The organism is Streptomyces sp. BBFR25 (genome assembly GCF_044590125.1).
GTDB lineage: Bacteria > Actinomycetota > Actinomycetes > Streptomycetales > Streptomycetaceae > Streptomyces > Streptomyces canus_D.
The window spans coordinates 5,475,879-5,499,977 of the sequence record NZ_CP172447.1 but is presented as its reverse complement, the minus strand read 5'-3'; the positions used below and the strand labels follow the sequence as shown (position 1 = coordinate 5,499,977).

Annotated in this window: 23 protein-coding genes and 1 pseudogene; 8 read left to right on the top strand and 16 right to left on the bottom strand. The window is 72.3% G+C overall.

Annotation, left to right across the window (positions count from 1 at the left end; all coding sequences use genetic code 11):
- The first annotated feature begins 51 nt into the window (after positions 1-51).
- Complete coding sequence (locus ACGH52_RS25220; RefSeq protein ID WP_274579073.1) at positions 52-750, top strand: O-methyltransferase; 699 nt, start codon at positions 52-54, stop codon at positions 748-750.
- A gap of 137 nt (positions 751-887) precedes the next feature.
- Here ACGH52_RS25220 and ACGH52_RS25215 read toward each other — a convergent pair whose 3' ends face one another.
- Positions 888-1,055 (bottom strand): DUF3117 domain-containing protein, encoded by a 168-nt coding sequence (locus ACGH52_RS25215; RefSeq protein ID WP_003966491.1) that lies wholly within the window; start codon positions 1,053-1,055, stop codon positions 888-890.
- Positions 1,056-1,436: 381 nt separating this feature from the next.
- On the opposite strand from ACGH52_RS25215, the gene ACGH52_RS25210 reads away from it, so the two are divergent.
- Complete coding sequence (locus ACGH52_RS25210; protein ID WP_399942562.1) at positions 1,437-2,240, top strand: enoyl-CoA hydratase/isomerase family protein; 804 nt, start codon at positions 1,437-1,439, stop codon at positions 2,238-2,240.
- Positions 2,241-2,245: 5 nt separating this feature from the next.
- Here ACGH52_RS25210 and ACGH52_RS25205 read toward each other — a convergent pair whose 3' ends face one another.
- Complete coding sequence (locus tag ACGH52_RS25205) at positions 2,246-2,830, bottom strand: DNA-3-methyladenine glycosylase I (protein WP_076976146.1); 585 nt, start codon at positions 2,828-2,830, stop codon at positions 2,246-2,248.
- Positions 2,827-3,180 carry a DivIVA domain-containing protein gene (locus ACGH52_RS25200; protein ID WP_171987399.1) on the bottom strand — a complete coding sequence of 118 codons (354 nt, stop codon included), beginning with the start codon at positions 3,178-3,180 and terminating at the stop codon, positions 2,827-2,829. The genes ACGH52_RS25205 and ACGH52_RS25200 overlap by 4 nt, the downstream gene beginning before the upstream one ends.
- A gap of 176 nt (positions 3,181-3,356) precedes the next feature.
- Between ACGH52_RS25200 and folP the strand changes: the two genes are divergently transcribed.
- Positions 3,357-4,217 (top strand): dihydropteroate synthase, encoded by an 861-nt coding sequence (gene folP / locus ACGH52_RS25195; RefSeq protein ID WP_076976296.1) that lies wholly within the window; start codon positions 3,357-3,359, stop codon positions 4,215-4,217.
- A 49-nt stretch (positions 4,218-4,266) separates the two neighbouring features.
- On the opposite strand, the gene ACGH52_RS25190 is transcribed toward folP, so the two are convergent.
- Both ACGH52_RS25190 and dapE read right to left on the bottom strand, forming a co-directional pair.
- Positions 4,267-5,025, bottom strand: a complete 759-nt coding sequence (locus ACGH52_RS25190) for a TIGR00730 family Rossman fold protein (protein ID WP_210976814.1) — start codon at positions 5,023-5,025, stop codon at positions 4,267-4,269.
- Positions 5,026-5,133: 108 nt separating this feature from the next.
- Positions 5,134-6,213, bottom strand: coding sequence for a succinyl-diaminopimelate desuccinylase (gene dapE, locus ACGH52_RS25185; protein ID WP_059300729.1), 1,080 nt, complete (start codon positions 6,211-6,213; stop codon positions 5,134-5,136).
- A 146-nt stretch (positions 6,214-6,359) separates the two neighbouring features.
- Between dapE and ACGH52_RS25180 the strand changes: the two are divergent.
- Both ACGH52_RS25180 and ACGH52_RS25175 read left to right on the top strand, forming a co-directional pair.
- Positions 6,360-7,264, top strand: a pseudogene (locus ACGH52_RS25180) (heavy metal transporter).
- Positions 7,265-7,601: 337 nt separating this feature from the next.
- A complete protein-coding gene (locus tag ACGH52_RS25175) occupies positions 7,602-8,033 on the top strand; it encodes an ATP-binding protein (RefSeq protein ID WP_076976141.1) in 432 nt (143 codons plus the stop codon).
- 174 nt (positions 8,034-8,207) lie between these two features.
- On the opposite strand, the gene ACGH52_RS25170 is transcribed toward ACGH52_RS25175, so the two are convergent.
- Positions 8,208-9,353, bottom strand: a complete 1,146-nt coding sequence (locus ACGH52_RS25170) for a bifunctional succinyldiaminopimelate transaminase/glutamate-prephenate aminotransferase (RefSeq protein ID WP_076976140.1) — start codon at positions 9,351-9,353, stop codon at positions 8,208-8,210.
- Positions 9,354-9,467: 114 nt separating this feature from the next.
- Positions 9,468-9,788 carry a ferredoxin gene (gene fdxA / locus ACGH52_RS25165; protein ID WP_003973842.1) on the bottom strand — a complete coding sequence of 107 codons (321 nt, stop codon included), beginning with the start codon at positions 9,786-9,788 and terminating at the stop codon, positions 9,468-9,470.
- 140 nt (positions 9,789-9,928) lie between these two features.
- Here fdxA and ACGH52_RS25160 point away from each other — a divergent pair, with 140 nt between their 5' ends.
- The gene (locus ACGH52_RS25160) at positions 9,929-10,945 is read left to right on the top strand and encodes a GNAT family N-acetyltransferase (RefSeq protein WP_399942556.1); all 1,017 of its coding nucleotides are present in this window, start codon (positions 9,929-9,931) and stop codon (positions 10,943-10,945) included.
- Positions 10,942-11,823, top strand: coding sequence for a transglutaminase-like domain-containing protein (locus ACGH52_RS25155; RefSeq protein ID WP_399942553.1), 882 nt, complete (start codon positions 10,942-10,944; stop codon positions 11,821-11,823). The genes ACGH52_RS25160 and ACGH52_RS25155 overlap by 4 nt, the downstream gene beginning before the upstream one ends.
- Positions 11,824-11,900: 77 nt before the next feature.
- On the opposite strand, the gene ACGH52_RS25150 is transcribed toward ACGH52_RS25155, so the two are convergent.
- The 4 genes from ACGH52_RS25150 to ACGH52_RS25135 form a co-directional block, all read right to left on the bottom strand.
- Positions 11,901-14,174, bottom strand: coding sequence for a hypothetical protein (locus tag ACGH52_RS25150; protein WP_399942551.1), 2,274 nt, complete (start codon positions 14,172-14,174; stop codon positions 11,901-11,903).
- Positions 14,175-14,329: 155 nt separating this feature from the next.
- Complete coding sequence (locus ACGH52_RS25145) at positions 14,330-14,752, bottom strand: DUF6113 family protein (RefSeq protein ID WP_076976136.1); 423 nt, start codon at positions 14,750-14,752, stop codon at positions 14,330-14,332.
- Positions 14,749-15,663, bottom strand: a complete 915-nt coding sequence (mshB, locus tag ACGH52_RS25140; protein ID WP_399942547.1) for an N-acetyl-1-D-myo-inositol-2-amino-2-deoxy-alpha-D-glucopyranoside deacetylase — start codon at positions 15,661-15,663, stop codon at positions 14,749-14,751. The genes ACGH52_RS25145 and mshB overlap by 4 nt, the downstream gene beginning before the upstream one ends.
- Before the next feature lie 97 nt (positions 15,664-15,760).
- Positions 15,761-15,955, bottom strand: coding sequence for a hypothetical protein (locus tag ACGH52_RS25135; RefSeq protein ID WP_059300738.1), 195 nt, complete (start codon positions 15,953-15,955; stop codon positions 15,761-15,763).
- Positions 15,956-16,144: 189 nt separating this feature from the next.
- Here ACGH52_RS25135 and ACGH52_RS25130 point away from each other — a divergent pair, with 189 nt between their 5' ends.
- The gene (locus ACGH52_RS25130) at positions 16,145-18,268 is read left to right on the top strand and encodes a prolyl oligopeptidase family serine peptidase (RefSeq protein WP_399942544.1); all 2,124 of its coding nucleotides are present in this window, start codon (positions 16,145-16,147) and stop codon (positions 18,266-18,268) included.
- 132 nt (positions 18,269-18,400) lie between these two features.
- On the opposite strand, the gene ACGH52_RS25125 is transcribed toward ACGH52_RS25130, so the two are convergent.
- The 5 genes from ACGH52_RS25125 to ACGH52_RS25105 are packed head-to-tail and all read right to left on the bottom strand — an operon-like array spanning position 18,401 to position 24,005.
- Positions 18,401-19,483, bottom strand: coding sequence for an ABC transporter ATP-binding protein (locus ACGH52_RS25125; RefSeq protein WP_121701212.1), 1,083 nt, complete (start codon positions 19,481-19,483; stop codon positions 18,401-18,403).
- Positions 19,476-20,459 carry an ABC transporter ATP-binding protein gene (locus ACGH52_RS25120; protein WP_059300741.1) on the bottom strand — a complete coding sequence of 328 codons (984 nt, stop codon included), beginning with the start codon at positions 20,457-20,459 and terminating at the stop codon, positions 19,476-19,478. Before ACGH52_RS25120 ends, ACGH52_RS25125 begins: the two co-directional genes overlap by 8 nt.
- Before the next feature lie 8 nt (positions 20,460-20,467).
- A complete protein-coding gene (locus tag ACGH52_RS25115) occupies positions 20,468-21,445 on the bottom strand; it encodes an ABC transporter permease (RefSeq protein ID WP_193777487.1) in 978 nt (325 codons plus the stop codon).
- On the bottom strand, positions 21,438-22,361 hold the full coding sequence (locus tag ACGH52_RS25110; RefSeq protein ID WP_059300743.1) for an ABC transporter permease: 924 nt from the start codon (positions 22,359-22,361) through the stop codon (positions 21,438-21,440). Before ACGH52_RS25110 ends, ACGH52_RS25115 begins: the two co-directional genes overlap by 8 nt.
- 9 nt (positions 22,362-22,370) lie before the next feature.
- Positions 22,371-24,005, bottom strand: coding sequence for an ABC transporter substrate-binding protein (locus ACGH52_RS25105; RefSeq protein ID WP_210976807.1), 1,635 nt, complete (start codon positions 24,003-24,005; stop codon positions 22,371-22,373).
- Positions 24,006-24,099: the final 94 nt, after the last annotated feature.

Here is a 24,099-nt window from a genome sequence, read left to right as displayed (position 1 = left end):
CCGCGTCTCCTCGGTTCCGCCTTCTTGCTTCCCCTTTTAACGACTGGTCCCATCTGCGGGTTCCCGACGCCAACGGATACAGTCACGCCGAGGCAACGACGGGGACAGGAGAGGGTCATTACCGGCAACCGGCAGACGAGCTGGGCGTTCGCCGACGCCTATGTCGCCGAGGACGACGCGCTGCTCTGGGCACGCGACCGGGCCCGCGAGGCGGGTCTGCGCTCGGTGACCCCTGGCACCGGCTCCGCCCTGGGGTTGCTCGCCGCCGCCGTGGACGCCAAGGCGGTCGCGGAGATCGGCACCGGCTGCGGCGTCTCCGGGATCCATCTGCTGCACGGTATGCGGCCGGACGGGGTGCTGACGACGGTCGACCCGGAGCCGGAGCACCAGCAGTTCGCCCGCCAGGCCTTCCGGGCCGCGGGCTTCGCCAGCAACCGCGCCCGGTTCATTCCCGGACGCGCCCTGGACGTGCTGCCCCGGCTCGCGGACGCCGGCTACGACCTCGTCTTCTGCGACGGCGACCGTCTGGAGTACCAGGACTACCTCGCTGAATCGTTGCGCCTGCTGCGCCCCGGAGGTCTCGTCGCCTTCGAGGGCGTCTTCGGCGCCGGCCGCACGATCGACTCGGGACCGCAGCCCACCGAGGTGCTGCGGGTGCGGGAACTCCTGCGCGCGGTACGGGAGAGCCAGGAGCTGGTGCCGTCGCTGCTCCCGGTGGGCGACGGACTGCTGTGCGCCGTGAAGCGCTGATCCGAAGTTTCCGCCCGCGCGGCGCTCACCCGAATGCCGGAAAAAGGTGCCGGGCGCCGGGAAAGGCCGTCACACGACAATCACCCCGGCACCAGGTGCGGTACCGGGGTGATTGCACGGGTATGGTCGCTCGCGCGTCAGCCGACGACCTTCTTGAGGGCGTCGCCGAGCGCGTCGGCCTCATCGGGGGTCAGCTCGACGACGAGCCGCCCGCCGCCTTCGAGCGGAACGCGCATGACGATGCCCCGCCCCTCCTTGGTCACCTCGAGCGGGCCATCGCCCGTCCGCGGCTTCATGGCCGCCATGCTCGTTCCCCTTCCTGATACCAGCTCACCGTCACCGGCGACGGCCCGTGAGGGCACGCGCATTCCGGCAAGGACGCGCGACACCGGCATCGAACACATTGCTTCCCAGCCATTATCCCGCATCGCAGGACCCGATGACCAACATCGGTCGGCATCGCTTGGGCAACGCGCGCGAGCAAAACCACTCAATTCGGCGATGTGACTGCGATACTGCGCGCCCTCACGCACTTCCACCGAATGGATACGGACCGGATTTCTTTGACGCAGGTCACATCGCCCGGGCGATCCGTTCCCGGTGATCTCCGTCATGCTGTCTCCCGGACGCATGCCACCGCATGCCGCCGTACGACACTGCATGACACGACGCGGAGGGGATCTCCCATGGCCGACACCGTGCTCCACGAAGTGAGCGACGGGCTCGCGACGATCACGCTGAACCGCCCCGAGGCGATGAACGCGCTGAACATCGAGACCAAGGTCGCGCTCCGGGACGCGGTGCGCTCCGCGGCGGCGGACGACGCCGTACGGGCGGTGCTGCTGACCGCGGCCGGGGAGCGCGCGTTCTGCGTCGGCCAGGACCTCAAGGAACACATCGGACTGCTGGCCGCCGACCGGGAGACGGGCTCGGGGCAGACGATGAGCACGGTGCGCGAGCACTACAACCCGATCGTGCGGGCGCTCGTCGAGGCGCGGAAGCCGGTGGTCGCCGCCGTGAACGGCGTGGCGGCCGGGGCGGGCCTGGGGTTCGCGCTCGCGGCGGACTACCGGATCGTCGCGGACACGGCGGCGTTCAACACCTCCTTCGCGGGCGTGGCGCTCACCGCGGACTCCGGCATCTCCTGGACGCTGCCGCGCGTCGTCGGCCCCGGCCGCGCCGCCGACCTGCTGCTCTTCCCGCGCAGCATCGGCGCGCAGGAGGCGTACGAGCTGGGCATCGCCACCCGGGTGGTCCCCGCCGCCGACCTGCGCGCCGAGGCCGAGAAGACGGCGCGCGCGCTGGCCGAGGGGCCGACGGTGGCGTACGCGGCGCTGAAGGAGGCGATGGCGTACGGGCTGACGCACTCGCTCTCCGAGACGCTGGTCAAGGAGGACGAGCTGCAGTCGCGGGCGGGGTCCTCCGAGGACCACGCGATCGCGGTGCGGGCGTTCGTCGAGAAGCAGAAGCCGAAATACCTGGGCCGCTAGGCCGTTCAGGACCGGCGGGCCACGCAGGCCGCCAGGTGGTCGTCGACCAGTCCGCACGCCTGCATCAGCGCGTACGCCGTCGTCGGGCCGACGAAGCGCAGGCCCCGCTTCTTGAGGGCCTTGGACAGCGCCGTGGACTCCGGGGTGACGGCCGGGACGTCGGTGAGGGTCTTCGGGGCCGGTCGTCCGGCCGGGTCGGGGGCGTGCGACCAGATCAGCTCGTCCAGGTCGCCGGGGGCCCACTCGGCCAGCACGCGCGCGTTGGCCAGGGTCGCGTCGATCTTGGCGCGGTTGCGGATGATGCCGGGGTCGGCGAGGAGCCGCTCGCGGTCGGCCTCGGTGAACGCGGCGACCTTGGCGATCTCGAAGTCCGCGAAGGCGCCGCGGAAGCCGGTGCGGCGACGCAGGATGGTGATCCAGGACAGGCCGGACTGGAAGGCCTCCAGGCTGAGCCGCTCGTAGAGGGCGTCGTCGCCGTGGACCGGGCGGCCCCACTCGTCGTCGTGGTACGTGACGTAGTCCGCGGTGGAGAGCGCCCAGGGGCAGCGCAGCGCGCCGTCCGGGCCCGCGAGGGCTTCCCCGGCGCTCACTGCTGCTCCTCCTGGGCCGGCTTGTCCATGACCACGTGGCGGTGGGCGGCGGCGGCCCGGGCGCCCGCCAGCGCGGACTCCAGGTCGGCGATGCGGGCGTCCCGCTCGGCCAGCTCGGCGCCGAGGCGGCCGAGGGCGTCGTCGACGTCCCCCATGCGGTAGCCGCGGACCACCAGCGGGAAGCGCAGCCGCTCCACGTCGCCGCGGTCCACCGGACGGTCCGGGGGCAGCGCGTCCCGTACCCGCTCGGGTGCGGCGTCGGGCAGCGGCCCGCTCTCGCCGCCGCCCACCACGGCGAGCGTCACCGCGGCCACGACGACGGCCAGCGCGATGACGAGGAACAGGAACATGACCATCGCTGGGCCCCCATGGTCGGGTCGGATCCGACCGGAGTCGGAGTCGGTTGTGTCGGGTCCGATCGTGCCATGCGAGTCTGACAGCCGGGACCGCGGTCGTCGAAGGACCGCGCGCCCGAGGTCGAGAGCGGCACGAGAGAAACGGTGTGGTCGAGGAGATGGCACAGGGGATGCTCAGGCTGGGCAGGCGCGAATTCGCGGCGCACGAGCCGGTGATCATGGCGATCGTGAACCGGACCCCGGACTCCTTCTACGACCAGGGGGCGACCTTCCGCGACGAGCCCGCCCTCGCGCGCGTGGAGCAGGCCGTGGCCGAGGGCGCCGCGATCATCGACGTCGGCGGGGTGAAGGCGGGCCCCGGGGACGAGGTGTCGGCCGCGGAGGAGGCGCGGCGGACGGTGGGCTTCGTCGCGGAGGTCCGGCGGCGCTTCCCCGACGTCGTGATCAGCGTGGACACCTGGCGGCACGAGGTCGGCGAGGCCGTGTGCGAGGCGGGCGCGGACCTGCTGAACGACGCGTGGGGCGGCGTCGACCCGAAGCTCGCGGAGGTCGCGGCCCGGTACGGGGTGGGGCTGGTGTGCACCCACGCGGGCGGCGCCGAGCCGCGCACCCGGCCGCACCGGGTGACGTACGACGACGTCATGGCGGACATCCTCCAAGTGACCCTGGGGCTGGCCGAGCGGGCGGCGGGGCTGGGCGTGCCGCGGGAGTCGGTGCTGATCGACCCCGGGCACGACTTCGGGAAGAACACCCGGCACAGCCTGGAGGCGACGCGGCGGCTCGGGGAGATGGTGGAGACGGGGTGGCCGGTGCTGGTGTCCCTGTCGAACAAGGACTTCGTCGGGGAGACGCTGGACCGGCCCGTGAAGGAACGGCTGATCGGCACGCTGGCGACGACCGCCGTCTCGGCCTGGCTGGGGGCCCGGGTGTACCGGGTGCACGAGGTGGCGGAGACCCGGCAGGTGCTGGACATGGTGGCGACCATCGCCGGGCACCGGGAGCCCGCGGTGGCCCGGCGGGGGCTGGCCTAGGGCCGCGGCGGGGTCCGGCCCACGGCTTCGCCCCGCCCTGACCCGCCGTTTACCGGCCCGCCTCCTTGGAGACCAGGGCCACGGCCTCGTCCACGTCGTCCGTGACGTGGAAGAGCATGAGGTCCTTCTCTGCGGCCTTGCCCTGGGCCACCAGGGTGCCGCGGAGCCAGTCCACCAGGCCGCCCCAGTACTCCGAGCCGAACAGGACGATGGGGAAGCGGGTCACCTTCTGGGTCTGCACCAGGGTGAGGGCCTCGAAGAGTTCGTCGAGGGTGCCGAGGCCGCCGGGCAGCACGACGAAGCCCTGCGCGTACTTCACGAACATCATCTTGCGGACGAAGAAGTAACGGAAGTTCAGGCCGATGTCCACGTACGGGTTGAGCCCCTGCTCGAAGGGCAGCTCGATGCCCAGGCCTACCGACGTGCCCTTCGCCTCCAGGGCGCCCTTGTTGGCCGCCTCCATGGCGCCGGGTCCGCCGCCGGTGATGACGGCGAAGCCCGCCTCCACCAGGCCGCGGCCCAGCCGTACGCCGGCGTCGTACTCCGGTGAGTCCGCCGACGTGCGGGCGGAGCCGAAGACGCTGATGGCGGGCGGCAGTTCGGCCAGCGTGCCGAAGCCCTCGATGAACTCCGACTGGATGCGCAGGACGCGCCAGGGGTCGGTGTGCACCCAGTCCGTCGGGGCACGCTCGTCCAGCAGGCGCTGGTCCGTGGTGCTCTTCTGCACCTTGTCCCGCCGCCGGAGGACGGGGCCCAGGCGCTGCTCCTCCGGTGGCCGCTTCTTGCCCTCGGGGTTGCCGGTAGCCATGCGCGCTCCCTCCAGTTGCAGGTTCTTCCACCTCAGCGTAGATCTACGCGGGTTACGTACGAGGGACCTCAGCATGTCCGCCACGCACCGACATAAACCCGCGGTGGATCAAGCCGTCAGCCACGACCGCAGGCGTTCCTCACCGGCGAGGATCTTCGCCACCTCGACCCGCTCGTCGCGCTTGTGCGCCAGGTGCGGGTTGCCGGGGCCGTAGTTGACCGCCGGGACGCCGAGCGCGGAGAAGCGGGACACGTCCGTCCAGCCGTACTTCGGCTGCGGGGTGCCGCCCACCGCCTCGATGAAGGCCGCCGCGGCCGGGTGGGACAGCCCCGGCAGGGCCGCGCCGCTGTGGTCGTCGACCACGAACTCCGTCACCCCGCAGTCCGCGAAGACCTCGCGCACGTGGGCGAGGGCGTCCTCGGGGCTGCGGTCCGGGGCGTAGCGGAAGTTCACCGTGACCACGCACGCGTCGGGGATGACGTTGCCCGCGACCCCGCCGGTGATGCCGACCGCGTTGAGGCCCTCGCGGTACTCCAGGCCGTCGATGACCGGGTACCGGGGCTTGTACTCCGCCAGGCGCGCGAGGATCGGGGCGGCGGCGTGGATGGCGTTGGAGCCCATCCAGGAGCGCGCCGAGTGCGCCCGCTCCCCCGCCGTCTTCAGCAGCACCCGCAGGGTGCCCTGGCAGCCGCCCTCCACCTGGCCGTCGGAGGGTTCCAGGAGCACCGCGAAGTCGCCCTCCAGCCACTCGGGGTGGGCCTCGGCGACGTGCTTGAGGCCGTTCAGCTCGGCGGCGACCTCCTCGTTGTCGTAGAAGACGAAGGTCAGGTCGCGGTTGGGGGCGGGGACGGTGGCCGCGATGCGCAGCTGGACGGCGACGCCCGCCTTCATGTCGCAGGTGCCGCAGCCCCACAGCACCCCGTCCTCGTCCAGCCGGGACGGGACGTTGTCGGCGATCGGCACGGTGTCGATGTGGCCGGCCAGGATCACGCGCTCCGCGCGGCCCAGGTCGGTGCGGGCGACGACGTTGTTGCCGTACCGCTCGACCGACAGGTGGGGCAGGGCCCGCAGGGCGCTCTCGATCGCGTCCGCCAGGGGCTCCTCGGTGCCGCTCTCGGACGGGAGGTCGACGAGCCGCGCGGTAAGCTCCGCGGCGTCCAGCGTGAGGTCAAGCGGGGTATCGGCCATGGCCCCGACCCTAACGCCCTGCCCTTTCGGGCAGAGTGCGTACCCGGCGGACACCGGACCCTACCCTCCAGTACCTTGTACGCGTGCTTCAGCCGTCCCCACCCCGCAAACGCCGTGGCCGCCTCGCCCGTTCGGGCGCCGCCTCCATGGTCCTGCTCGCGGTCGCCGGTTATCTGGCGGTGCAGTACGTCACCGGGGGCGCGGGCGCCCCGGGGTGCAAGGTGACCGGCGGCGCGGGCGAGGCGTCGAGCTACGAGTTCACGCCGGAGCAGGCGGTGAACGCCGCGACGATCACCGCCGTCGGCACCGCGCGCAAGCTGCCCGACCGGGCCGTGACGATCGCGCTGGCGACCGCGCTCCAGGAGTCGTCGCTGCGCAACCTGGACCACGGCGACAAGGACTCGCTCGGCCTGTTCCAGCAGCGGCCCTCGCAGGGCTGGGGCAAGCCCGAGGAGATCATGGACCCGGCGTACTCGGCGGGCCTGTTCTACGACCACCTGGTCGAGGTGCCCGGCTACCTGGACCTGCCGCTGACCGACGCCGCCCAGCGCGTGCAGCGCAGCGCCTTCCCGTACGCCTACGCCAAGCACGAACCCGGCGCCGAGCTGCTCGCCGCCGCGCTCACCGGACGGTCCGCGGCGACGCTGACCTGCGACGGGCGCCCGGGCGCGACCCAGGAGAAGGGGCCGGACGCGGTGCGCGCGGCGCTGGTACGGGACTTCGGGCACGACGTGCTCCGCCCGGCCGGAGCCGAAGCGGGCGGCGACGCCGCCTCTCCCCGGCCCACGGCCGGCTCCGACGAACGGACCGTGACGTGCCGGTGACCGGCGGCACCGGTTCCGGCGCGGCCGCGGAACGCGGGCGGCGCGGCTGGCAGCTGGCGCACTGGGCGGTGGCCAACGCCTCCTCGCTGCACATCCAGCGGGTCACCTACGCGGGCCGGGAGTGGACCGCGGGCAACACGGACAGCAAGTGGAGTCCGGTGGGCGCCGCGGGCGCCAAGGGCGCGGAGCGGGCGGCGGGACCGGTGCGGATCACGTCCGCCCGGTAGCGCGCCCGTACGGAGCGTCCTCCGCGCGAGTGACCCGCGTCGGCGTGAGGTCGACGCGGAGCACGGGTTTTCGCACCCTCACCCATGGCTGCGTCGGAGCCCAGGAAAATCAAGGGCCGTAAGGATTCAGCAGACTTTCCGACCGGCGCCCTTTTGCCCGTTTTTCTGTGCACCTGATAATGCGACGCATTACCAACTCTTTACGTTGGGTCGCCGCAACCTTCGTGGCTCTCGAGCGGTAGTCACTGCGTCCGAGCCCGGTCGATCACTCTCCGGTCGCCCTCCGGGCCCGGTCGGATCACTCATCGTTGTTGTCGACTTACGTCGAAGGAGCATCATGTCCCTCCCCCTGACCCGCCGGATCGCCCGTGCCGCGCTGCTCGTCGCTGCGGGAGCGGCTGCCGGGGTCGGTGCGGCCGGCTCCGCCAGCGCGGCGCCCGAACTGCCGGCCACCCCGAACCTCGGGGGACTGACCGCCCTGGACGGGGCGAACGTCGGCAACACCGCCGCCTCCGCGGCCGAGACCGTCACCGAGACCGCGGGTGACACCGGCGGCAAGGCCGTCAAGAAGGCCGTGCCGACCGCCGGCAAGACCGGTGGATCGGTCGTCAAGAAGGCCACGCCGGCGGCGCAGAACGCCGCCGGGGACGCGGCGGGCTCCGCCGGGGACATCGTGGGTGACACGGCTTCGACCGCGACGAAGGGTGGGCTGCCGACGGACGCGCTGGGTAAGGGTGGGCTGCCGGTGCAGGGGCTGCCGATCGGCTAGCGCCGGGCTTATACGGCGCCGGGGTCTGGGAGTTCCCAGGCCCCGGCGTTTTGCTTGCCCCCTGGGTGCGGTGGGCGTGTCTTGGCCGATGCCCGGCGTCGGTGGCTGTGCCCACCCGTTCCGCCCTGCGGAACGACTGCCCACAGCCGGGCGGAGCGACTGCCCGCGGCCGGGTCAGCCCTTCAGGCGTTCGGCCGCTGTCTGGACGCGTTCGTCTGTTGCTGTCAGGGCTACGCGGACGAAGTTTTCGCCTGCCGGGCCGTAGAAGTCGCCCGGGGCGACCAGGATGCCGCGGTCGGCGAGGTGGGCGACCGTGTCCCAGCAGGACTCGTCGCGGGTGGCCCAGAGGTAGAGGCTGGCCTCGCTGTGCTCGATGCGGAAGCCGTGGCCGAGCAGGGCGGCGCGCAGGGCGGCGCGGCGGGCCGCGTAGCGCTCGCGCTGGACGCGGACGTGCTCGTCGTCGCCGAGCGCCGCCACCACGGCCGCCTGGGTCGGCGCCGAGGTCATCATGCCGCCGTGCTTGCGGATCTCCAGGAGCGGGCCCAGGACGGCCGGGTCGCCGGCCAGGAAGGCCGCGCGGTAGCCGGCGAGGTTGGAGCGCTTGGAGAGGGAGTGGACGGCGACCAGGCCGTCGTAGGAGCCGCCGTTGACGTCCGGGTGCAGGACCGAGACCGGGGCCGCCTCCCAGCCCAGCTCCAGGTAGCACTCGTCGGAGACGACGAGGACGCCGTGCTCGCGGGCCCAGGCCACGATGCGGGTCAGGTCGCCCTTGGAGAGCACCCTGCCGGTCGGGTTGGACGGGGAGTTGAGCCAGAGGAGCTTGAGGCCCGCCGGGTCCAGCTCGGTCGGGTCGTCGTACGCCTCGTACTCCGCGCGGGCCAGGCGCGCGCCGACCTCGTACGTCGGGTAGGCCAGGCGGGGGAAGGCCACCTTGTCGCCGGGGCCGAGGCCCAGCTGGGTCGGGAGCCAGGCGACGAGTTCCTTGGAGCCGACGATGGGCAGCACGTGGCGGTGGGTGACGTCCCGGGCGCCGAGGCGGCGCTCCACCCAGCCGGTGATCGCGTCGCGCAGCGCCGGGGTGCCCCAGACGGTCGGGTAGCCCGGGGAGTCCGCCGCATCCACCAGGGCCTTCTGGATCAGCTCGGGGACCGGGTCGACCGGGGTGCCGACCGAGAGGTCGACGATGCCGCCGGGGTGGGCCGCGGCCGTCTTCTTGTACGGCTCCAGCTTGTCCCAGGGGAAGTCGGGAAGGCGGTCGCGAAGCGACTCGTTGGAAGGGTGGTGGTGGGCGACGGGTGGGCGGTCGGAGACTGCGGACACGTGGGTGGCTCCCTTTCCTCGTGAACGCCCGGCACGGCAAACGCCTCGGTCCCGTGCGGCGCCGATCGGGGATCGGGCCGTACGGGACCGAGGCGGCGCGGGTGCGGGCCGCTCTTACTGGTTCTGCGGCGGCAGCGCGGCGACGAAGGGGTGGTCGCGCTCGATCAGCCCCAGCTTGCTGGCGCCGCCCGGCGAACCGAGCTCGTCGAAGAACTCGACGTTCGCCTTGTAATAGTCCTTCCACTCCTCCGGAGTGTCGTCCTCGTAGAAGATCGCCTCGACCGGGCAGACCGGCTCACAGGCACCACAGTCGACGCATTCGTCCGGGTGGATGTACAAGGACCGCTGGCCCTCGTAGATGCAGTCGACCGGGCACTCCTCGATGCACGCCTTGTCCTTCACGTCGACACAAGGCTGCGCGATGACGTAGGTCACGCTGTCGTTCCTCCTCGATAGGGCGCTGGCGGGCCTCCTCAGGCTCCGCCGCCTGGCGCGCGGGAGCGCGGCGTCGTCGATGCCCGCCCCTAGTATCTCCGTTCTTGGGCATGATCCGAACAGGAGGGGTGGACAGACCCGTGGAATTCTCTGCCGCAGGGCGACTTGAGGTCCGTATCACCGCTGCTGACGTGGGCAAACGAGTCTCCGTACGGCGCTTGAGCGAAGCTGGTGTCGCGGGTGAGAGGTTCACCGACACGGTCGGTGTTCTCACATCATGGACCGACGGTGTGCTGCTGATCACACGAAAGAGTGGCGAATCCGTCCGTGTCGCGGAGTCCGCCCTGGTCGCCGGAAAGGTCGTGCCGGCCGCGCCCGCCCGCCGTCGCGGTCCCGCCGCGTCCTACGAGGAGCTGGCGCGGGTCGCCGCGCGGGCCTGGCCGCCGGTGGAGAGCGAGCGGCTCGGCGGGTGGGAGCTGCGGGCCGCCGCGGGCTTCACACGGCGGGCCAACTCCGTGCTGCCGCTCGGCGATCCGGGGCTGCCGCTCGACGAGGCGCTGACGGCCGTACGCCGCTGGTACGGCGAGCGCGGGCTGCCCGCGTACGTCCAGACCGCGACCGGCGCCGACGGCGCGCAGGAGCTGCTGTGCGCGGAGCTGGAGGGGCGCGGATGGGTCCGCGAGGTGACGGCCGAGGTGTGGACGGGCGGACTCGCGCCGGTCGCCGATCTGGCCGAGGGCACTGGTGTGGTCCTGTCCCGGGAGGCGGACGAGGCGTGGCTGGCCCGGTACCAGCGCAAGGGCGTGAGCGACGTGGCCCTGCGGGTGCTGGGCGGCGGGCCGTCGGTGTGGTTCGCCACGGTGTCCGGCGCGGACGCGACGGGTGCTCCGGCGGCGATCGGACGGTGTGTCGTGGACGGGCGTTGGGCCTCCTTCGCGGCCGTCGAGGTCGACCCCGCGCAGCGGCGGCGGGGGCTCGCGACCGCCGTGATGGCCGCGCTGGCCCGGCGGGCGCTCGACGAGGGCGCGTCGGCGGCCTGGCTCCAGGTGGAGACGGACAACGCCGCCGCCCGGGCGCTGTACGCCGGGATGGGCTTCGCCGCGCATCACGCCTACCACCACTACCGGGAGCCCGGGGACGCCGGGACGGACCGGTGACCCCACCTCAGCCCCCCTCGCCGGAACGGTCGGCCGAAGTGCGGCGGCGGTTCGCCGAAGAGGCGCGGTCCGAGCGGCCCGACCTGACCACGCTGTGCCTGCTGGTGGGCGCGGAGGCGGACGGGACGCTGGACGAGGCCGGGCTGGACGCCGCGCAGGTGGAACTGGACCGGCTGGCCGGACAGCTGCCGTTCCGGCCGGGTACGCCGCGGGCCTGGGCCCAGGCGCTGCGGGACCTGCTCGGCGAGCGGTACGGGTTCCACGGGGTGGCGGCCGACTACCAGCGGCTGGAGTCGTCGCTGCTGCACGAGGTGCTGCGGCGCAGGCGCGGGCTGCCGATCCTGCTGTCGGTGGTGTGGATCGAGGTGGCCCGACGGGCGGGGGCGCCGGTGTACGGGGTCGCGCTGCCCGGGCACTTCGTGGTCGGGTTCGGGACGGAGCCGGAGCCGGGGTCGGAGGCCGGGTCGCTGGAGGAGCGGGTGCTCGTCGATCCGTTCGACGGGGGGCGGCTGCTGAGCGGGAAGGACGCGGAGGTGCTGGTCTCCGGGGCGACGGGAGCGGAGCTGCGGCCGTCGATGCTGGAACCCGCGGCGCCGCTGGACGTCGTGTCCCGGGTGCTCAACAACATCCGGGCGTGGGCGGCCAGGCGGCCGGAGCAGTCGGCGGTCGGCCTGTGGGCGGTCGAGCTGGCGCTGCTGTTGCCGGCGCATGCGGCGCGGTTGCGGTACGAGCGGGCGCGGTTGCTGGTGCAGCGGGGGGATTTCCTGGCGGGGGCCGGGGAGTTGGAGGCGTATGCGGAGGTGGTGGGGGCGGTGGATCAGGCGGTCGCCGAGGAGGTGCGCGGGGAGGCCCGGGCGGCTCGGGCGATGCTGAACTGAGGCCGTCGTGGCCGCGGCGGCGTACGACGAGAGGGGCGCCCGGCGAGTGCCGGGCGCCCCTTTCTCCTGCGGCCGCGTCAGCTGGGGTTGGTGTCGATGACGGCCACCCGGTCGGTCTTGCTCTTCAGGGCCTGGCGCATGGCGCCGTAGACGTCCTGGGGGGTGACGGCGGTCTTCTCACCGTTGGCCCGGGTGATGAGCACACCGTCGAAGGTCTGGCCGTACAGCTCCTTGAGGGCGTTCAGGTCGGGCTTGTCGACGAGCTTGCCGTCGACGGCCGTGACCCTGAGGAACTTCCACAGCGACTTCTCGGGGCTCATCGGGATGGAGTGCGCCGCGTCCGTCTGCACGGTCACCCGGTCCGACATGGCCGGCTCGGCGAACTCCTTCAGCATCCGGTCGACCTCGGCCTTGGAGACCGTGGGCTCCTTGGTGGTCGTCGGCACGTTCACCGCGGTGGCGGTGCCGGTCTCCACCTGGGCGCGGTAGGCGGCCTGCACGGCCTCGGTCGACTTGGCGACGTCTATGCCCTTGCCGGCCTTGCCGTACACGGGGACGGCCTTGCCCGACTCGAACTTGATCGTGCCCTCGGTGACCGATCCGGCCCCGCTCGCGGCGTTCTGCAGGGCGGCGTGCAGCTTCTCCTCGTCGACGGGCATGACCGGTTCGACGACCCGCTTCTGGCCGAAGAGCGAGCCGATCACGGACATCGGGTTGTAGTCGCTCGTCGCCGCGTCGCTGGCCGTGGCCTGGGTGTCGAGCTGGAGTCCCGCCTGGTCCGGCTTCAGGGAGACGGTGTCGCCGCCCACCGTGAGCTTGAGCGGCTTGGCCGCGCGGGCACCGAGGACCGCGTCCAGCTTCTCGACGGCGTCGTCGCGGGTGCCGCCGCCGATGTCGACGCCGAGCACGGTGGTGCCCTTGGGCACGTCGGAGCGGTTCATCAGCAGGCCGGCGCCGTAGGTGACACCGGCGACGACGACCAGTGCGCCGACGAGCAGCGGGAGCTTCCTGCGCCCCTTCTTCTTGGCGGGCTTGGCGGAACTCGCCGGCGGCGCGGAGACCGGCTCGGGCAGCTTGGGCGGCGTGTGCGGCACCGGCCCGTCGCCGGGGGCGGGCCGGAACGGCTCGCCCCTTCCGCCCGGTACGACGGGGATGCCGCTGGTGACGGTGTTGCCGGAGACGTTGTCCGGGTTGCCCATGCCGGGGGGAACCGGCCGCTGCGGGGTGAGGATCGCGGTGTCGTCGCTGAGCCCGCCGCCGGGGCCGGGGCGGGCGGCGTTCGGACCCGCGCCGGGGCCCCCCGGGCCGCGCAGGGCGTTCGGTGCGGGCTCGCGCTGCCCGTCCGGCGCTCCGGGGCCGCCGGACGTGCCCAGGTCGCCGAGGTCGCCGGCCGGGGGCGGCGCCAGCCGGCCGTCGCCGGTGACCGGACCGCTCGTCGGGCCCGCGGGGCCCTGGGGTCCGTTGCCGTACGGGGACTGCCCGTTCAGGCCGTTCTGCTGCCCGCCGGGGGCGCCGGGGCCCGGGGCGGCCTGCCCGTCCGCCGCGAAGTACGGCAGGTCGTCACGGCGCGGCTCGCCACCGGCGTCACTGCCCGGCCGGGTGCCGTTGCCGTCGCCGCCCAGGGGGCCGGCCGCCAGCGCCTCGGTCACGTCGAAGGAACCGGTGCCGCCACCGTGGCCGGGTGCCACCGGCCCGCCGGTCGCACCGGAGCGGGGGGCGCCGCCCGCGGACCCGGGGCGGGAGCCGCCGGGCGCGCTCATGGAGCCGACGACGCCACCGGGACGGCCACTCCCGCCGCCCGGCCGCGCACCGGCACCCGAAGCGCCCGCGGTCCCTGTCCCGCGGGGGCCCTGCGCACCCGGGCCCCCGGCAGCCGCAGCCGAACCGCCGCTCAGACCGGCGCCGTTCGTGGAGCCGCCACCCGGAGTGCCCTTGCCCGGTCCCGACTTGCGTGGCGCGAACCAGTCGCTCGTCGGCTTCTCCTCGGCGGGCCGTCCGGTCTCGGCGGGAGCCTCGGGAGCGGCGGCCGCGGGCGCGGCCGCACTCGGCGCCGGCGCGGGCCGCTCGCCCGTCGTCTCCGTGTCCTCGGCGGCGTCGGCGGCGTCCGCGGTGTCCGCGACGGGCTTGCGCACGACGACCGGCGGGATGGGCCGCGACCCGGGGATGTTGATCCGGATCCGGGTCGTCAGCGTCGTCTCGGTCTTGCGCTCCTCCGGTCGGGCGGCCGAACGGCCCGCGTCCGCACCGGCGTCGGAAGCCGTGGGTGTCCCGTAGGGCGGGGTGCCCGACGGGTATGCGGCTCCGCCGCGCCCGTGGGGCCCGGAGGACGAACTGTCAGTTTCACGACTCAAGGCAGGTTCTCCCGGTTGGCTCCGCCGCCCGTCACGCCTTCAGCGGGCGGCTCGGCGGCGCGCACCACCATACTGGCCACTTCTCACGCGTATCCCGTGACCGCCGGGGAAACCCACACGGGACTCGCACGCACGCGGCACGGCGAAGTAGTACGTCACTTGCGAAGTCGGGCGGAGCCGCCGTCCGGTTGCCGCACCGGCGCGAGGGTGGCGCAGATCACAGCAACGGCGATGCCGCCGAGCAGGAAGAGATAGGAGCCGATCCCGGCGGCGAAGAGGAAGTCGCCCTCCGGTCGACTGGTGGTGAGCAGCACCACGGCGAGCGCCCAGCCGAGGGCGGGCGCGACGGCCCCTCCCCGGCGTCCCACGGCACGGCCCGCCCCGACGCACAGCCCCGCCTCGGCGGCCAGCGCGAGCAGCAGTCCGCCCGGGAACCAGGCCGGCTGCACCAGCGCACCCGCCACCCCGACGACGGCGCCGAGCGCGAAGAGGCCCACGTACAGGGCGGCCCGTCCGGGCGAGGGCGGACGCAGGGGCTGGGCGAGTGCGGAGCTCGCCGGTTCGTTGCGGCCGCTCACGAGGCCTCCCCGGTCGCGGGGACCGCGGAGGTCCCGGTGGCCCCGGCGATCCCGGTGATCCCGGCGAACAGGTCGTTCTCGCGCCCGTCGCCGCCGCCCCGCTCGCCGCGCACCAGTTCGTAGTACTCGGTGGCGAGGAGCGGCTGGGCCAGGTCGTTGGAGAGGACGAAGTACGGTCCGGCGACCGTGATCTGGGTGGCGTGCGCGCGCATCGCGGCGGCCTTGGCGGCGGCGTACGCGGTGCCCTCGCCGCGGATCTCGGTGGTGATCCGCTCGTCGTCGACGACGCCCGGCACGTCCTCGACACCGGCCGCCTTCTCGAACGGCAGGCCGGGCAGGTCGTCCCGGAGCCGGGCGAAGGCGTCCTCCACGTAGGAGCGCGGCACGCGGTTCCAGTAGACCTTGGCGACGGGGCACCCGGCCTCGGCCGCCAGCTCCACCGCCCGCATGGCGATGCGGTGGGCCTGGATGTGGTCGGGGTGGCCGTAGCCGCCGTTCGGGTCGTAGGTGACGAGCACCTGGGGGCGCACCTCGCGGATCACGTCGACGAGCAGGGCCGCGGCCGCGTCGACGTCCGCCTGCCACAGGCAGCCGGGGTCGTCGTTGTCGGACAGTCCCATCATCCCGGAGTCGGCGAACCGCCCCGGCCCGCCGAGCAGCCGGACGTCCTCGACGCCGAGCGCGCGCATCGCGTCCGCCAGCTCGCCCCTGCGGTGCCCGCCCAGGGCGGCTCCGGACAGGTGGGCGAGCGCGGGCGGAATGACCTCGCCCCGCTCGCCGAGGGTGCAGGTCACCAGCGTCACGTGCGCGCCCTCGGCCGCGTACCGGGCCATGGTGACGCCGTTGTTGATCGACTCGTCGTCCGGGTGCGCGTGCACCAGCAGCAGACGCCGGGCGGGTGGTTCCGTCATGGCCCCCACCTTATGAGGCCCGCGCCCCGTCCTCATGTCCGCACCGGCCGTGCCCAACCGTCGGGGCGGGGAGCCCGCCCCGACGTCGGCACCGACGTCAGAAGTTGATGTCGCTGATCATCCCGGCGATGTTGGTCGTCAGGTCGTTGATCGTGGGAGCGATCGTCGAGGAGGCCAGGTAGAAGCCGAGAAGCATGCACACGATCGCATGGCCCGTCTTCAAGCCTGACTTCTTGACCAGCAGGAAGACGATGATCGCCAGCAGCACAACCGCCGAAATCGAGAGTGCCACGGCGGCTCACCTCCAATGGGCCCAGGGACATGGGGGGGGTCGGTCGCAGTCAAAGCTCGGGGCAGATAAATCCACGCAGCGGGGCACCTGGTTGATACCCACTATGCGCTAGTGATCATAACTATCCGTGCGCGCGCATCTCTCGGCGCACGGCCGCACAAGGGGGCGCATGGCCAATATGGTCAAGGCATGACGACCGAGTCCGACTCCTTCCCCAAACGGCACGCCCGCACCCAGCGGTTCACGCTCGGCGCGCCGCGTTCGTTCACCGTGGCACCCGATGGTTCACGGGTGGCCTTCCTGCGCTCCGGTACCGGTACCGACCGGGCCAATTCCCTGTGGGTCCTGGACGTCGAGGAGGGCGGGGAGCGCGTCGCCGCCGACCCCCGCGCCCTGCTGGGCGACACCGAGGAACGCCTGTCGCCCGAGGAACGGGCCCGGCGCGAGCGCAGCCGCGAGGGCGGCGCCGGGATCGTCGGCTACGCCACCGACTCGGCGGTCGAGCTGGCCTCCTTCGCGCTGTCGGGGCGCCTGTTCACGGCCGAGTTGCGGGTCGGCACCGCGCGCGAACTGCCCACGCCCGGGCCGGTGATCGACCCGCGCCCCTCCCCCGACGGCCGGCACGTCGCCTACGTCGCCCGGGGCGCCCTGCGGGTCGTGGGCGCCGAGGGCGACGGGGACAGGGCGCTGGCCGAGGCGGACGGCGAGGGCGTCACGTACGGGCTCGCCGAGTTCGTGGCGGCCGAGGAGATGGCGCGCAGCCGGGGCTTCTGGTGGAGCCCGGAGTCGGACCGGCTGCTGGTGGCGCGCGTGGACGACACGCCGGTGCAGCGCTGGTGGATCTCCGACCCGGCCCACCCCGGACGTGATCCACAACACGTGCCGTACCCGGCGGCGGGCACCCCCAACGCGGACGTACGGCTGTTCCTCGTCGGCCTCGACGGGGGGCGCACGGAGGTCCTCTGGGACCGGGCGCGGTATCCGTATCTGGCGCGAGTGCACTGGTCAGCGGCGGGTGCGCCACTGCTGCTCGTACAGGCGCGCGACCAGCGCAGCCAGCTGTACCTGGCGGTGGACACCGCGTCGGGGACGACCCGGATGGTGCACGCCGACGAAGATCCAATTTGGCTGGAACTCTTCCCCGGGGCGCCCTGCTGGAGTCCCTCGGGCCACCTCGTGCGGATCGCCGACGAGGGCGGCGCACGGGTGCTCGCGGTGGGCGAACGACCGCTCACGGGCGCCCAGTTGCACCTGCGGGCGGTGCTGGACGTCGGGGCCGACGACGTGCTGGTCTCCGCCTCGGCGGGCGAGGAGGCGGCGGAGGCGGAGACCGGCGAGGTGCACGTCTACCGGGTGAACGAACTCGGTGTGGAGCGCCTCTCGCAGGAGCCCGGCGTGCACTCGGCGGTGCGCGCGGGGAACGTGACCGTGCTCGTCTCCGCCACCCTGGACCGGCCGGGCGCCCGGGTGCGGGTGCTGCGGGACGGGAAGCCGACGGCGAGCATCGCCTCGTATGCGGAAGACCCCGGTTTGTCCCCGCGCGTGACCCTCACCCAGGGGGGCGCACGGCGTGTCCCGTGCGCCGTGCTTATGCCAACGGACTACCACGGTGACGCCCCCCTCCCCGTCCTCCTGGACCCCTACGGCGGCCCGCACGGCCAGCGCGTCGTGGCCGCGCACAACGCCCACCTCACCTCGCAGTGGTTCGCCGACCAGGGGTTCGCGGTGGTCGTCGCCGACGGGCGGGGCACTCCGGGGCGCTCCCCCGCCTGGGAGAAGGCCCTCAAGGACGACGTGGCCGCCGTCGTGCTCCAGGACCAGGTGGACACGCTGCACGCCCTCGCCGCCGACTTCCCGCTGGACCTGGACCGCGTCGCCATCCGGGGCTGGTCCTTCGGCGGCTACCTGGCCGCCCTCGCGGCGCTGCGCAGGCCGGACGTCTTCCACGCCGCCGTGGTGGGCGCCCCGGTCACCGACCTGCGGCTCTACGACACCCACTACCAGGAGCGGTACCTCGGCGACCCCGGTGAGCAGCCGGAGGTCTACCGCCGCAACTCGGTGATCGACGACGCCGGACTGGTCGACGCCGCCGAGCCGCACCGGCCCATGATGGTCATCCACGGCCTCGCGGACGACAACGTGGTGGTCGCCCACTCGCTGCGGCTGTCCTCGGCCCTGCTGGCGGCCGGCCGGCCGCACGAGGTGCTGCCCCTGTCCGGCGTCACGCACATGACCCCGCAGGAGTCGGTCGCCGAGAACCTGCTGCGGCTCCAGGTGGACTTCCTCAAGCGGTCGCTGCCCGCCCCGGCGTGACGCCTGCCGCGTCACCCGTACGCCAACGCCTTTGACACGCGGGTAACTTCACCGAAGCGGCCCCGACACACGGCCGCGCCACGCTGATCGGCGTACGGCCGTGCGGGTGCCGTAAGCGGGCCGGGGACCATGTCACCCCGGCCCGCTGCCGTCGCCCTCGCTCTCCCCCTCGCTCTCCCCCTCGGGCGGCACCACCTGCTTCTCCTCCGCGAAGTGGCAGGCGGAGTCGTGCGCCGCGGGGCCGGAGACCGAGCGGAACTCGGCGGGCACGGCGAGCGCCGGCACCTCCAGGGCGCAGCGCTCCCGCGCCTTCCAGCAGCGGGTGCGGAAGCGGCAGCCGGAGGGGATGTTGGTGGGGGACGGGACGTCGCCGGCCAGGATGATCCGCTCACGGTGCTCCCGGGCCTCCGGGTCGGGCACCGGCACCGCGGACAGCAGGGCCTGGGTGTAGGGGTGCGTGGGGTGGTCGTAGATCTCCGCGTCCCGGCCCGTCTCCACGATGCGGCCCAGGTACATCACGCCGACCCGGTCGGAGATGTGCCGGACGATCGACAGGTCGTGGGCGATGAAGATGTAGGACAGGTCGAACTCGTCCTGGAGGCGGCCCATCAGGTTGATCACCTGGGCCTGCACGGACACGTCGAGGGCCGAGACGGGTTCGTCGGCGACGATGATCTCCGGGCGCAGCGCCAGGCCCCGCGCGATCCCGATGCGCTGCCGCTGGCCGCCGGAGAACTGGTGGGGGTAGCGGTTGATGTACTCCGGGTTCAGGCCGACCACGTCCAGCAGGTCCTGGACCCGCCTCCGGCGGTCGCCCTTCGGGGCCACCTCCGGGTGGATGTCGTACGCCTCGCCGATGATGTCCCCGACGGTCATGCGGGGGTTGAGGGAGGTGTAGGGGTCCTGGAAGACCATCTGGATGTTGCGGCGTACGGACTTCAGGGCCTTTCCCGACAGGCGGGTGATGTCCTCGCCCTTGTAGCGGATCTCCCCCGCCGTCGGCTTCTCCAGGTTGACCAGCATCTTGGCGACCGTGGACTTGCCGCAGCCGGACTCGCCGACGATGCCGAGGGTCTCGCCGCGGGCCAGTTCGAAGTCCACGCCGTCGACGGCCTTGACCGCGCCGACCTGCTTCTTGAAGAGGATGCCGGAGGTCAGCGGGTAGTGCTTGACCAGGCCCCGGACTTCGAGGATCGGCTCTGTGGTCTCAGGCATGCAGGCACTCCCTCCAGAAGTGGCAGGCGCTGCCCCGCTCGGCGTCGGACTCCGTGACGTCGTACAGCGGCGGTACGTCGGTGCGGCAGACGTCCTGGGCCATCGGGCAGCGGGGGTGGAAGGCGCAGCCGGGCGGGATGCGGGTGAGGTTGGGCGGCAGGCCCTTGATGGCGTACAGCTCCCGGCCCTTCTGGTCCAGGCGCGGGATCGACTCCAGCAGGCCGCGGGTGTACGGGTGGGCCGGGGCCTTGTAGATGTCGTGGACGGGTGCCGTCTCGACGATCCGGCCCGCGTACATGACGGCGATCTTGTCGGCGACGTCGGCGACCACGCCGAGGTCGTGGGTGATGAGGATCAGGCCCATGTGCAGCTCGCGCTGGAGTTCCGCGAGCAGGTCCATGACCTGGGCCTGGACGGTGACGTCCAGGGCGGTGGTCGGTTCGTCGGCGATGATCAGCTTGGGCTCCAGGGCCATCGCCATCGCGATCATGATGCGCTGGCGCATGCCGCCGGAGAACTGGTGCGGGTACTGCTTCACCCGCTCCCTGGCGGCCGGGATGCGGACCCGGTCCATCAGCTCGATCGCCTTGGCGTGGGCGTCCTTGCGGGACATGCCGCGGTGCACGGTGAACATCTCGGCGAGTTGGGCGCCGACGGTCAGGACCGGGTTCAGCGAGGACAGCGCGTCCTGGAAGATCATCGCCATCTCGGCGCCGCGGATCTTCCGGCGTTGCTCCTCCTTGAGCTTCAGCAGGTCCCGGCCCTCGAAGAGGATCTCCCCGGCGGTGATCCGGCCCGGCGGGACGTCGAGGATGCCCATGACCGTCTGGGCGGTGACGGACTTGCCGGAGCCGGACTCGCCGAGCACCGCGAGGGTCTCGCCCGCGTCCACGCCGTAGGAGACGCCGTTGACGGCCTTGGCGACGCCGTCGCGGGTGTGGAACTCCACGTGCAGGTCGCGCACTTCGAGCAGCATGCGGCGGCTCACCTCAGCTTCGGGTCGAGGGCGTCGCGCACCGCGTCGCCGAGCATGATGAACGCGAGGACGGTGACGGCGAGGGCTCCGGAGGGCCACAGCAGCGCGTGCGGGGCGTTGCGGACGTAGGGGGCGGCGGCGGAGATGTCGATGCCCCAGGAGACGCTGGGCGGCTTCAGGCCGACGCCGAGGAAGGACAGGGTCGCCTCCAGGGAGATGTAGGTGCCGAGCGCGATGGTCGCCACGACGATGACCGGCGCGATGGCGTTGGGTGCGATGTGGCGCAGCAGGAGCCGGGAGTTGGAGGCGCCCAGCGCCCGCGCCGCCTGCACGTAGTCGTTCTGTTTGGCGGTGATGACGGAGCCGCGGGCGATGCGGGAGATCTGCGGCCAGCCGAGCAGCACGATGAAGCCGATGACCGGCCAGACGGTGTTGCTGGTGATGACGGAGAGCAGCACGAGTCCGCCCAGGACGACCGGGATCGCGAAGAAGATGTCGGTGATCCGCGACAGGACCGCGTCCCCGCCGCCGCCGAAGAACCCGGCGAGGCCGCCGAGGACGCTGCCGAGGATCGCGACGCCGAGGGTGGCGAGGATGCCGACCGCGACCGAGGTGCGGGCGCCGTAGACGGTGCGGGTGTAGACGTCGCAGCCCTGGCCGTTGAAGCCGAAGGGATGGCCGGGCTGGGAGCCCTCCTGGGCCTTGGCCAGGTCGCACTTGAGCGGGCTGCCGGAGGCGATCAGCGACGGCCAGATGGAGATGACGACCAGGAAGAGGATCACCAGGGCGGAGATGATGAAGACGGGGTTGCGGCGCAGGTCGTGCCAGGCGTCGGACCAGAGGCTGCGCGGCTTGTCCCGCGGGTCCGCCCCGTCCGGTCCCGGCGGCTGCTCCAGCGTGACCGCCTCGCTGCTGCCCAGGTCCATCGTGCCGCCCGTGCCGGTCGCGGCGATGGCGCGGTCGGGCTCGTAGGGGTCGTCAGACATAGCGGATCCTCGGGTCGAGTACGGCGTACAGGAGGTCGACGACGAGGTTGGCGACGAGGAAGACGAGGACCAGGACGGTGACGAAGCCGACGACGGTCTGGGTGTTCTGGCGCAGGATGCCCTGGTAGAGCTGGTAGCCGACGCCGTGGATGTTGAAGATCCGCTCGGTGACGATGGCGCCGCCCATCAGGGCGCCGATGTCGGTGCCGATGAAGGTGACGACGGGGATCAGGGAGTTGCGCAGCAGGTGCCGGGTGATGACCCGGTGGCGGGGCAGGCCCTTGGCGATGGCGGTGCGGACGTAGTCGGAGCGCCGGTTCTCCGCGATGGAGGTGCGGGTCAGCCGGGTGACGTAGGCCAGCGAGACCGAGGCGAGGACCAGGCCGGGGACGATCAGCTCGCCGAAGGCCGCCTCGGAGGAGACGGCCGGGTCGATCCACCCCCACTTCACCCCGAGCAGCAGCTGGAGCAGCAGGCCGGTGACGAAGGTGGGGACGGAGATGACGACGAGGGTCAGCAGCAGCACCCCGGTGTCGACGGGGCGGCCGCGGCGCAGGCCGGTGACGACGCCGAGGATGATGCCGACGACGATCTCGAAGAGGATCGCGACGAGGGTGAGCCGGATGGTGACCGGGAACGCCGTGCCCATCAGCTCGGTGACCGGCTGGCCGTTGAAGGCGGTGCCGAAGTCGCCGGTGAAGACGTTGCCCATGTAGGTGACGTACTGCCGCCACACGGGCTGGTCGAGGCCGAACTCGTGCCGCAGTTGCGCGGCCGTCGCCGGGTCGCACTCCCGGTCGCCGCACAGGCCCGCGATGGGGTCGCCCATCACGTTGACCATCAGGAAGATCAGCAGCGTGGCCCCGATGAAGACCGGGATCATCTGGAGCAGCCGCCGGACGACATAGCGTCCCATGGCGCCTCCTCAGCCGACCTTGATCTCGTTGTAGACCGGGACGCTGAACGGGTTGAGCTTCACGTTGGAAAGCCGGTCCGAGTAGCCCGCGCTGCCGTTCTGGTACCAGAGCGGGATGGCGGCCATGTTGTCGCGGACGACCTCCTCGGCCTGCTGGAAGGTCTTGACCGCCTCGGCGGTGTCGGTCTGGCCGTTGGCCTTGTCGACCAGGTCGTCGAACTCCTGGTTGGACCACTTGCCGTCGTTGGAGGAGGCGTTGGTGTAGTAGAGCGGCTGGAGGAAGTTCTGGATGAGCGGGTAGTCCATCTGCCAGCCGGCGCGGAAGGGGCCGCTCATCTTCTTGCCGGTGATCTGGTTGCGGAAGTCGGCGAAGGTGCCGACCGGGTTGCCGGCGCAGGCGCGGTCGTTGTCCAGGGCGTTGTTGATGGAGTTGCAGACCGCGTCGACCCACTGCTTGTGGGAGCCGGTGTCGGCGTTGTACGTGATCTTGACCTGGCCGCCGGGGAGTCCGCCGCCCTCCTTGACCAGCTTCTTGGCCTCCTCGGCGTTGTACTCGCAGGCGTCCCCGCACAGGCCCGGCTTGTAGCCGCCCTCCTCGCCGAGGACCGGTGAGGTCCAGTCGGTGGCGGGGGTGCGGGTGTTCTGGAAGATCGTGTCGGTGATCTGCTTGCGGTCGATCGCCATGGACAGGCCCTTGCGGACCTTCTCCGAGCCGGACTTGTTCCAGTCGTTGTCGTAGAACGGGAAGGCTAGGGTCTGGATGATGCCCGCGGGGGTGTTGATGTACCGGTCGCCGAGGTCGTTCTTGACGTTCTTGAGCTGCGAGGCCGGGACGTCGTCGACGAGGTCGAGGTTGCCCGCGATCAGGTCGGTGTAGGCGGTGTTGTTGTCGGTGTAGACCTTGAGGTCCACGCCGCCGTTCTGCGCCTTGTCCGGACCGGGGTAGTCGTCCCAGGTGCGCAGGGACATCTGGGAGCCGCGGCTGTAGTTGTCGACCTGGTAGGGGCCGTTGCCGACCGGCTTCTTCAGCCAGGCGTCGTGGTCGTCGAAGAACGCCTTGGGCAGCGGCGCGAAGGCGTTGTAGCCGAGGGTGTCGGGGAAGCTGGAGAACTTCTGGTTGAGCTTGATGGTGAAGGTGCGCGGGCCGGTCACCTTCAGCCCGGAGAGCGTGTCGGCGCTCTGCGAGCCGCTCTCGGGGTGCACCTTGTCGTAGCCGTCGATGTACGCGAAGAAGTACGCGTTGCGCTGGTTGTTCTTGAGGCTCGCGCCGTAGTTCCAGGCGTCCACGAAGGACTGGGCGGTGACCTTCTCGCCGTTGGAGAAGGTCCAGCCGTCCTTGACGGTGACGGTGTAGTTCTGCGAGTCGGAGGTGTCGATCTTCTCGGCGAGCATGTTCTGCGCCTCACCGGTCTCGGGGTCGTACTTCTTCAGCCCCCGGAAGATCATGTCGAGGACCTTGCCGCCCTGCACCTCGTTGGTGTTGGCCGGCTCCAGCGGGTTCTGGGGGTCGCCCCAGGAGGAGCTGAGCACGCCGCCGCCGTCCCCGCCGCTGCCTCCGTCCCCGCCCCCGCCGCCGCAGGCCGTCGCCGCGAGGGCTACCGCCGCCGCGCATGCGGCCCATTTGGCGTGCATGGCTCCGCGCATGGAGTGCCTCCTCGTGCCCTGACTCGTCCGCCGGTCCGTTCGGGTCCAGCCTCAGGGGGCGTACTCGGGGGCGCACACCCGTCCGGTCCGTACG

Bases quoted from the DNA above. Each gene is read 5' to 3' on its own strand.
- ACGH52_RS25215 (WP_003966491.1), bottom strand. From the start codon at position 1,055: ATGGCGGCCATGAAGCCGCGGACGGGCGATGGCCCGCTCGAGGTGACC.
- ACGH52_RS25210 (WP_399942562.1), top strand. From the start codon at position 1,437: ATGGCCGACACCGTGCTCCACGAAGTGAGCGACGGGCTCGCGACGATC.
- ACGH52_RS25200 (WP_171987399.1), bottom strand. From the start codon at position 3,180: ATGTTCCTGTTCCTCGTCATCGCGCTGGCCGTCGTCGTGGCCGCGGTG.
- folP (WP_076976296.1), top strand. From the start codon at position 3,357: ATGCTCAGGCTGGGCAGGCGCGAATTCGCGGCGCACGAGCCGGTGATC.
- ACGH52_RS25190 (WP_210976814.1), bottom strand. From the start codon at position 5,025: ATGGCTACCGGCAACCCCGAGGGCAAGAAGCGGCCACCGGAGGAGCAG.
- dapE (WP_059300729.1), bottom strand. From the start codon at position 6,213: ATGGCCGATACCCCGCTTGACCTCACGCTGGACGCCGCGGAGCTTACC.
- ACGH52_RS25175 (WP_076976141.1), top strand. From the start codon at position 7,602: ATGTCCCTCCCCCTGACCCGCCGGATCGCCCGTGCCGCGCTGCTCGTC.
- mshB (WP_399942547.1), bottom strand. From the start codon at position 15,663: ATGACGGAACCACCCGCCCGGCGTCTGCTGCTGGTGCACGCGCACCCG.
- ACGH52_RS25130 (WP_399942544.1), top strand. From the start codon at position 16,145: ATGACGACCGAGTCCGACTCCTTCCCCAAACGGCACGCCCGCACCCAG.
- ACGH52_RS25125 (WP_121701212.1), bottom strand. From the start codon at position 19,483: ATGCCTGAGACCACAGAGCCGATCCTCGAAGTCCGGGGCCTGGTCAAG.
- ACGH52_RS25120 (WP_059300741.1), bottom strand. From the start codon at position 20,459: ATGCTGCTCGAAGTGCGCGACCTGCACGTGGAGTTCCACACCCGCGAC.
- ACGH52_RS25115 (WP_193777487.1), bottom strand. From the start codon at position 21,445: ATGTCTGACGACCCCTACGAGCCCGACCGCGCCATCGCCGCGACCGGC.
- ACGH52_RS25110 (WP_059300743.1), bottom strand. From the start codon at position 22,361: ATGGGACGCTATGTCGTCCGGCGGCTGCTCCAGATGATCCCGGTCTTC.
- ACGH52_RS25105 (WP_210976807.1), bottom strand. From the start codon at position 24,005: ATGCGCGGAGCCATGCACGCCAAATGGGCCGCATGCGCGGCGGCGGTA.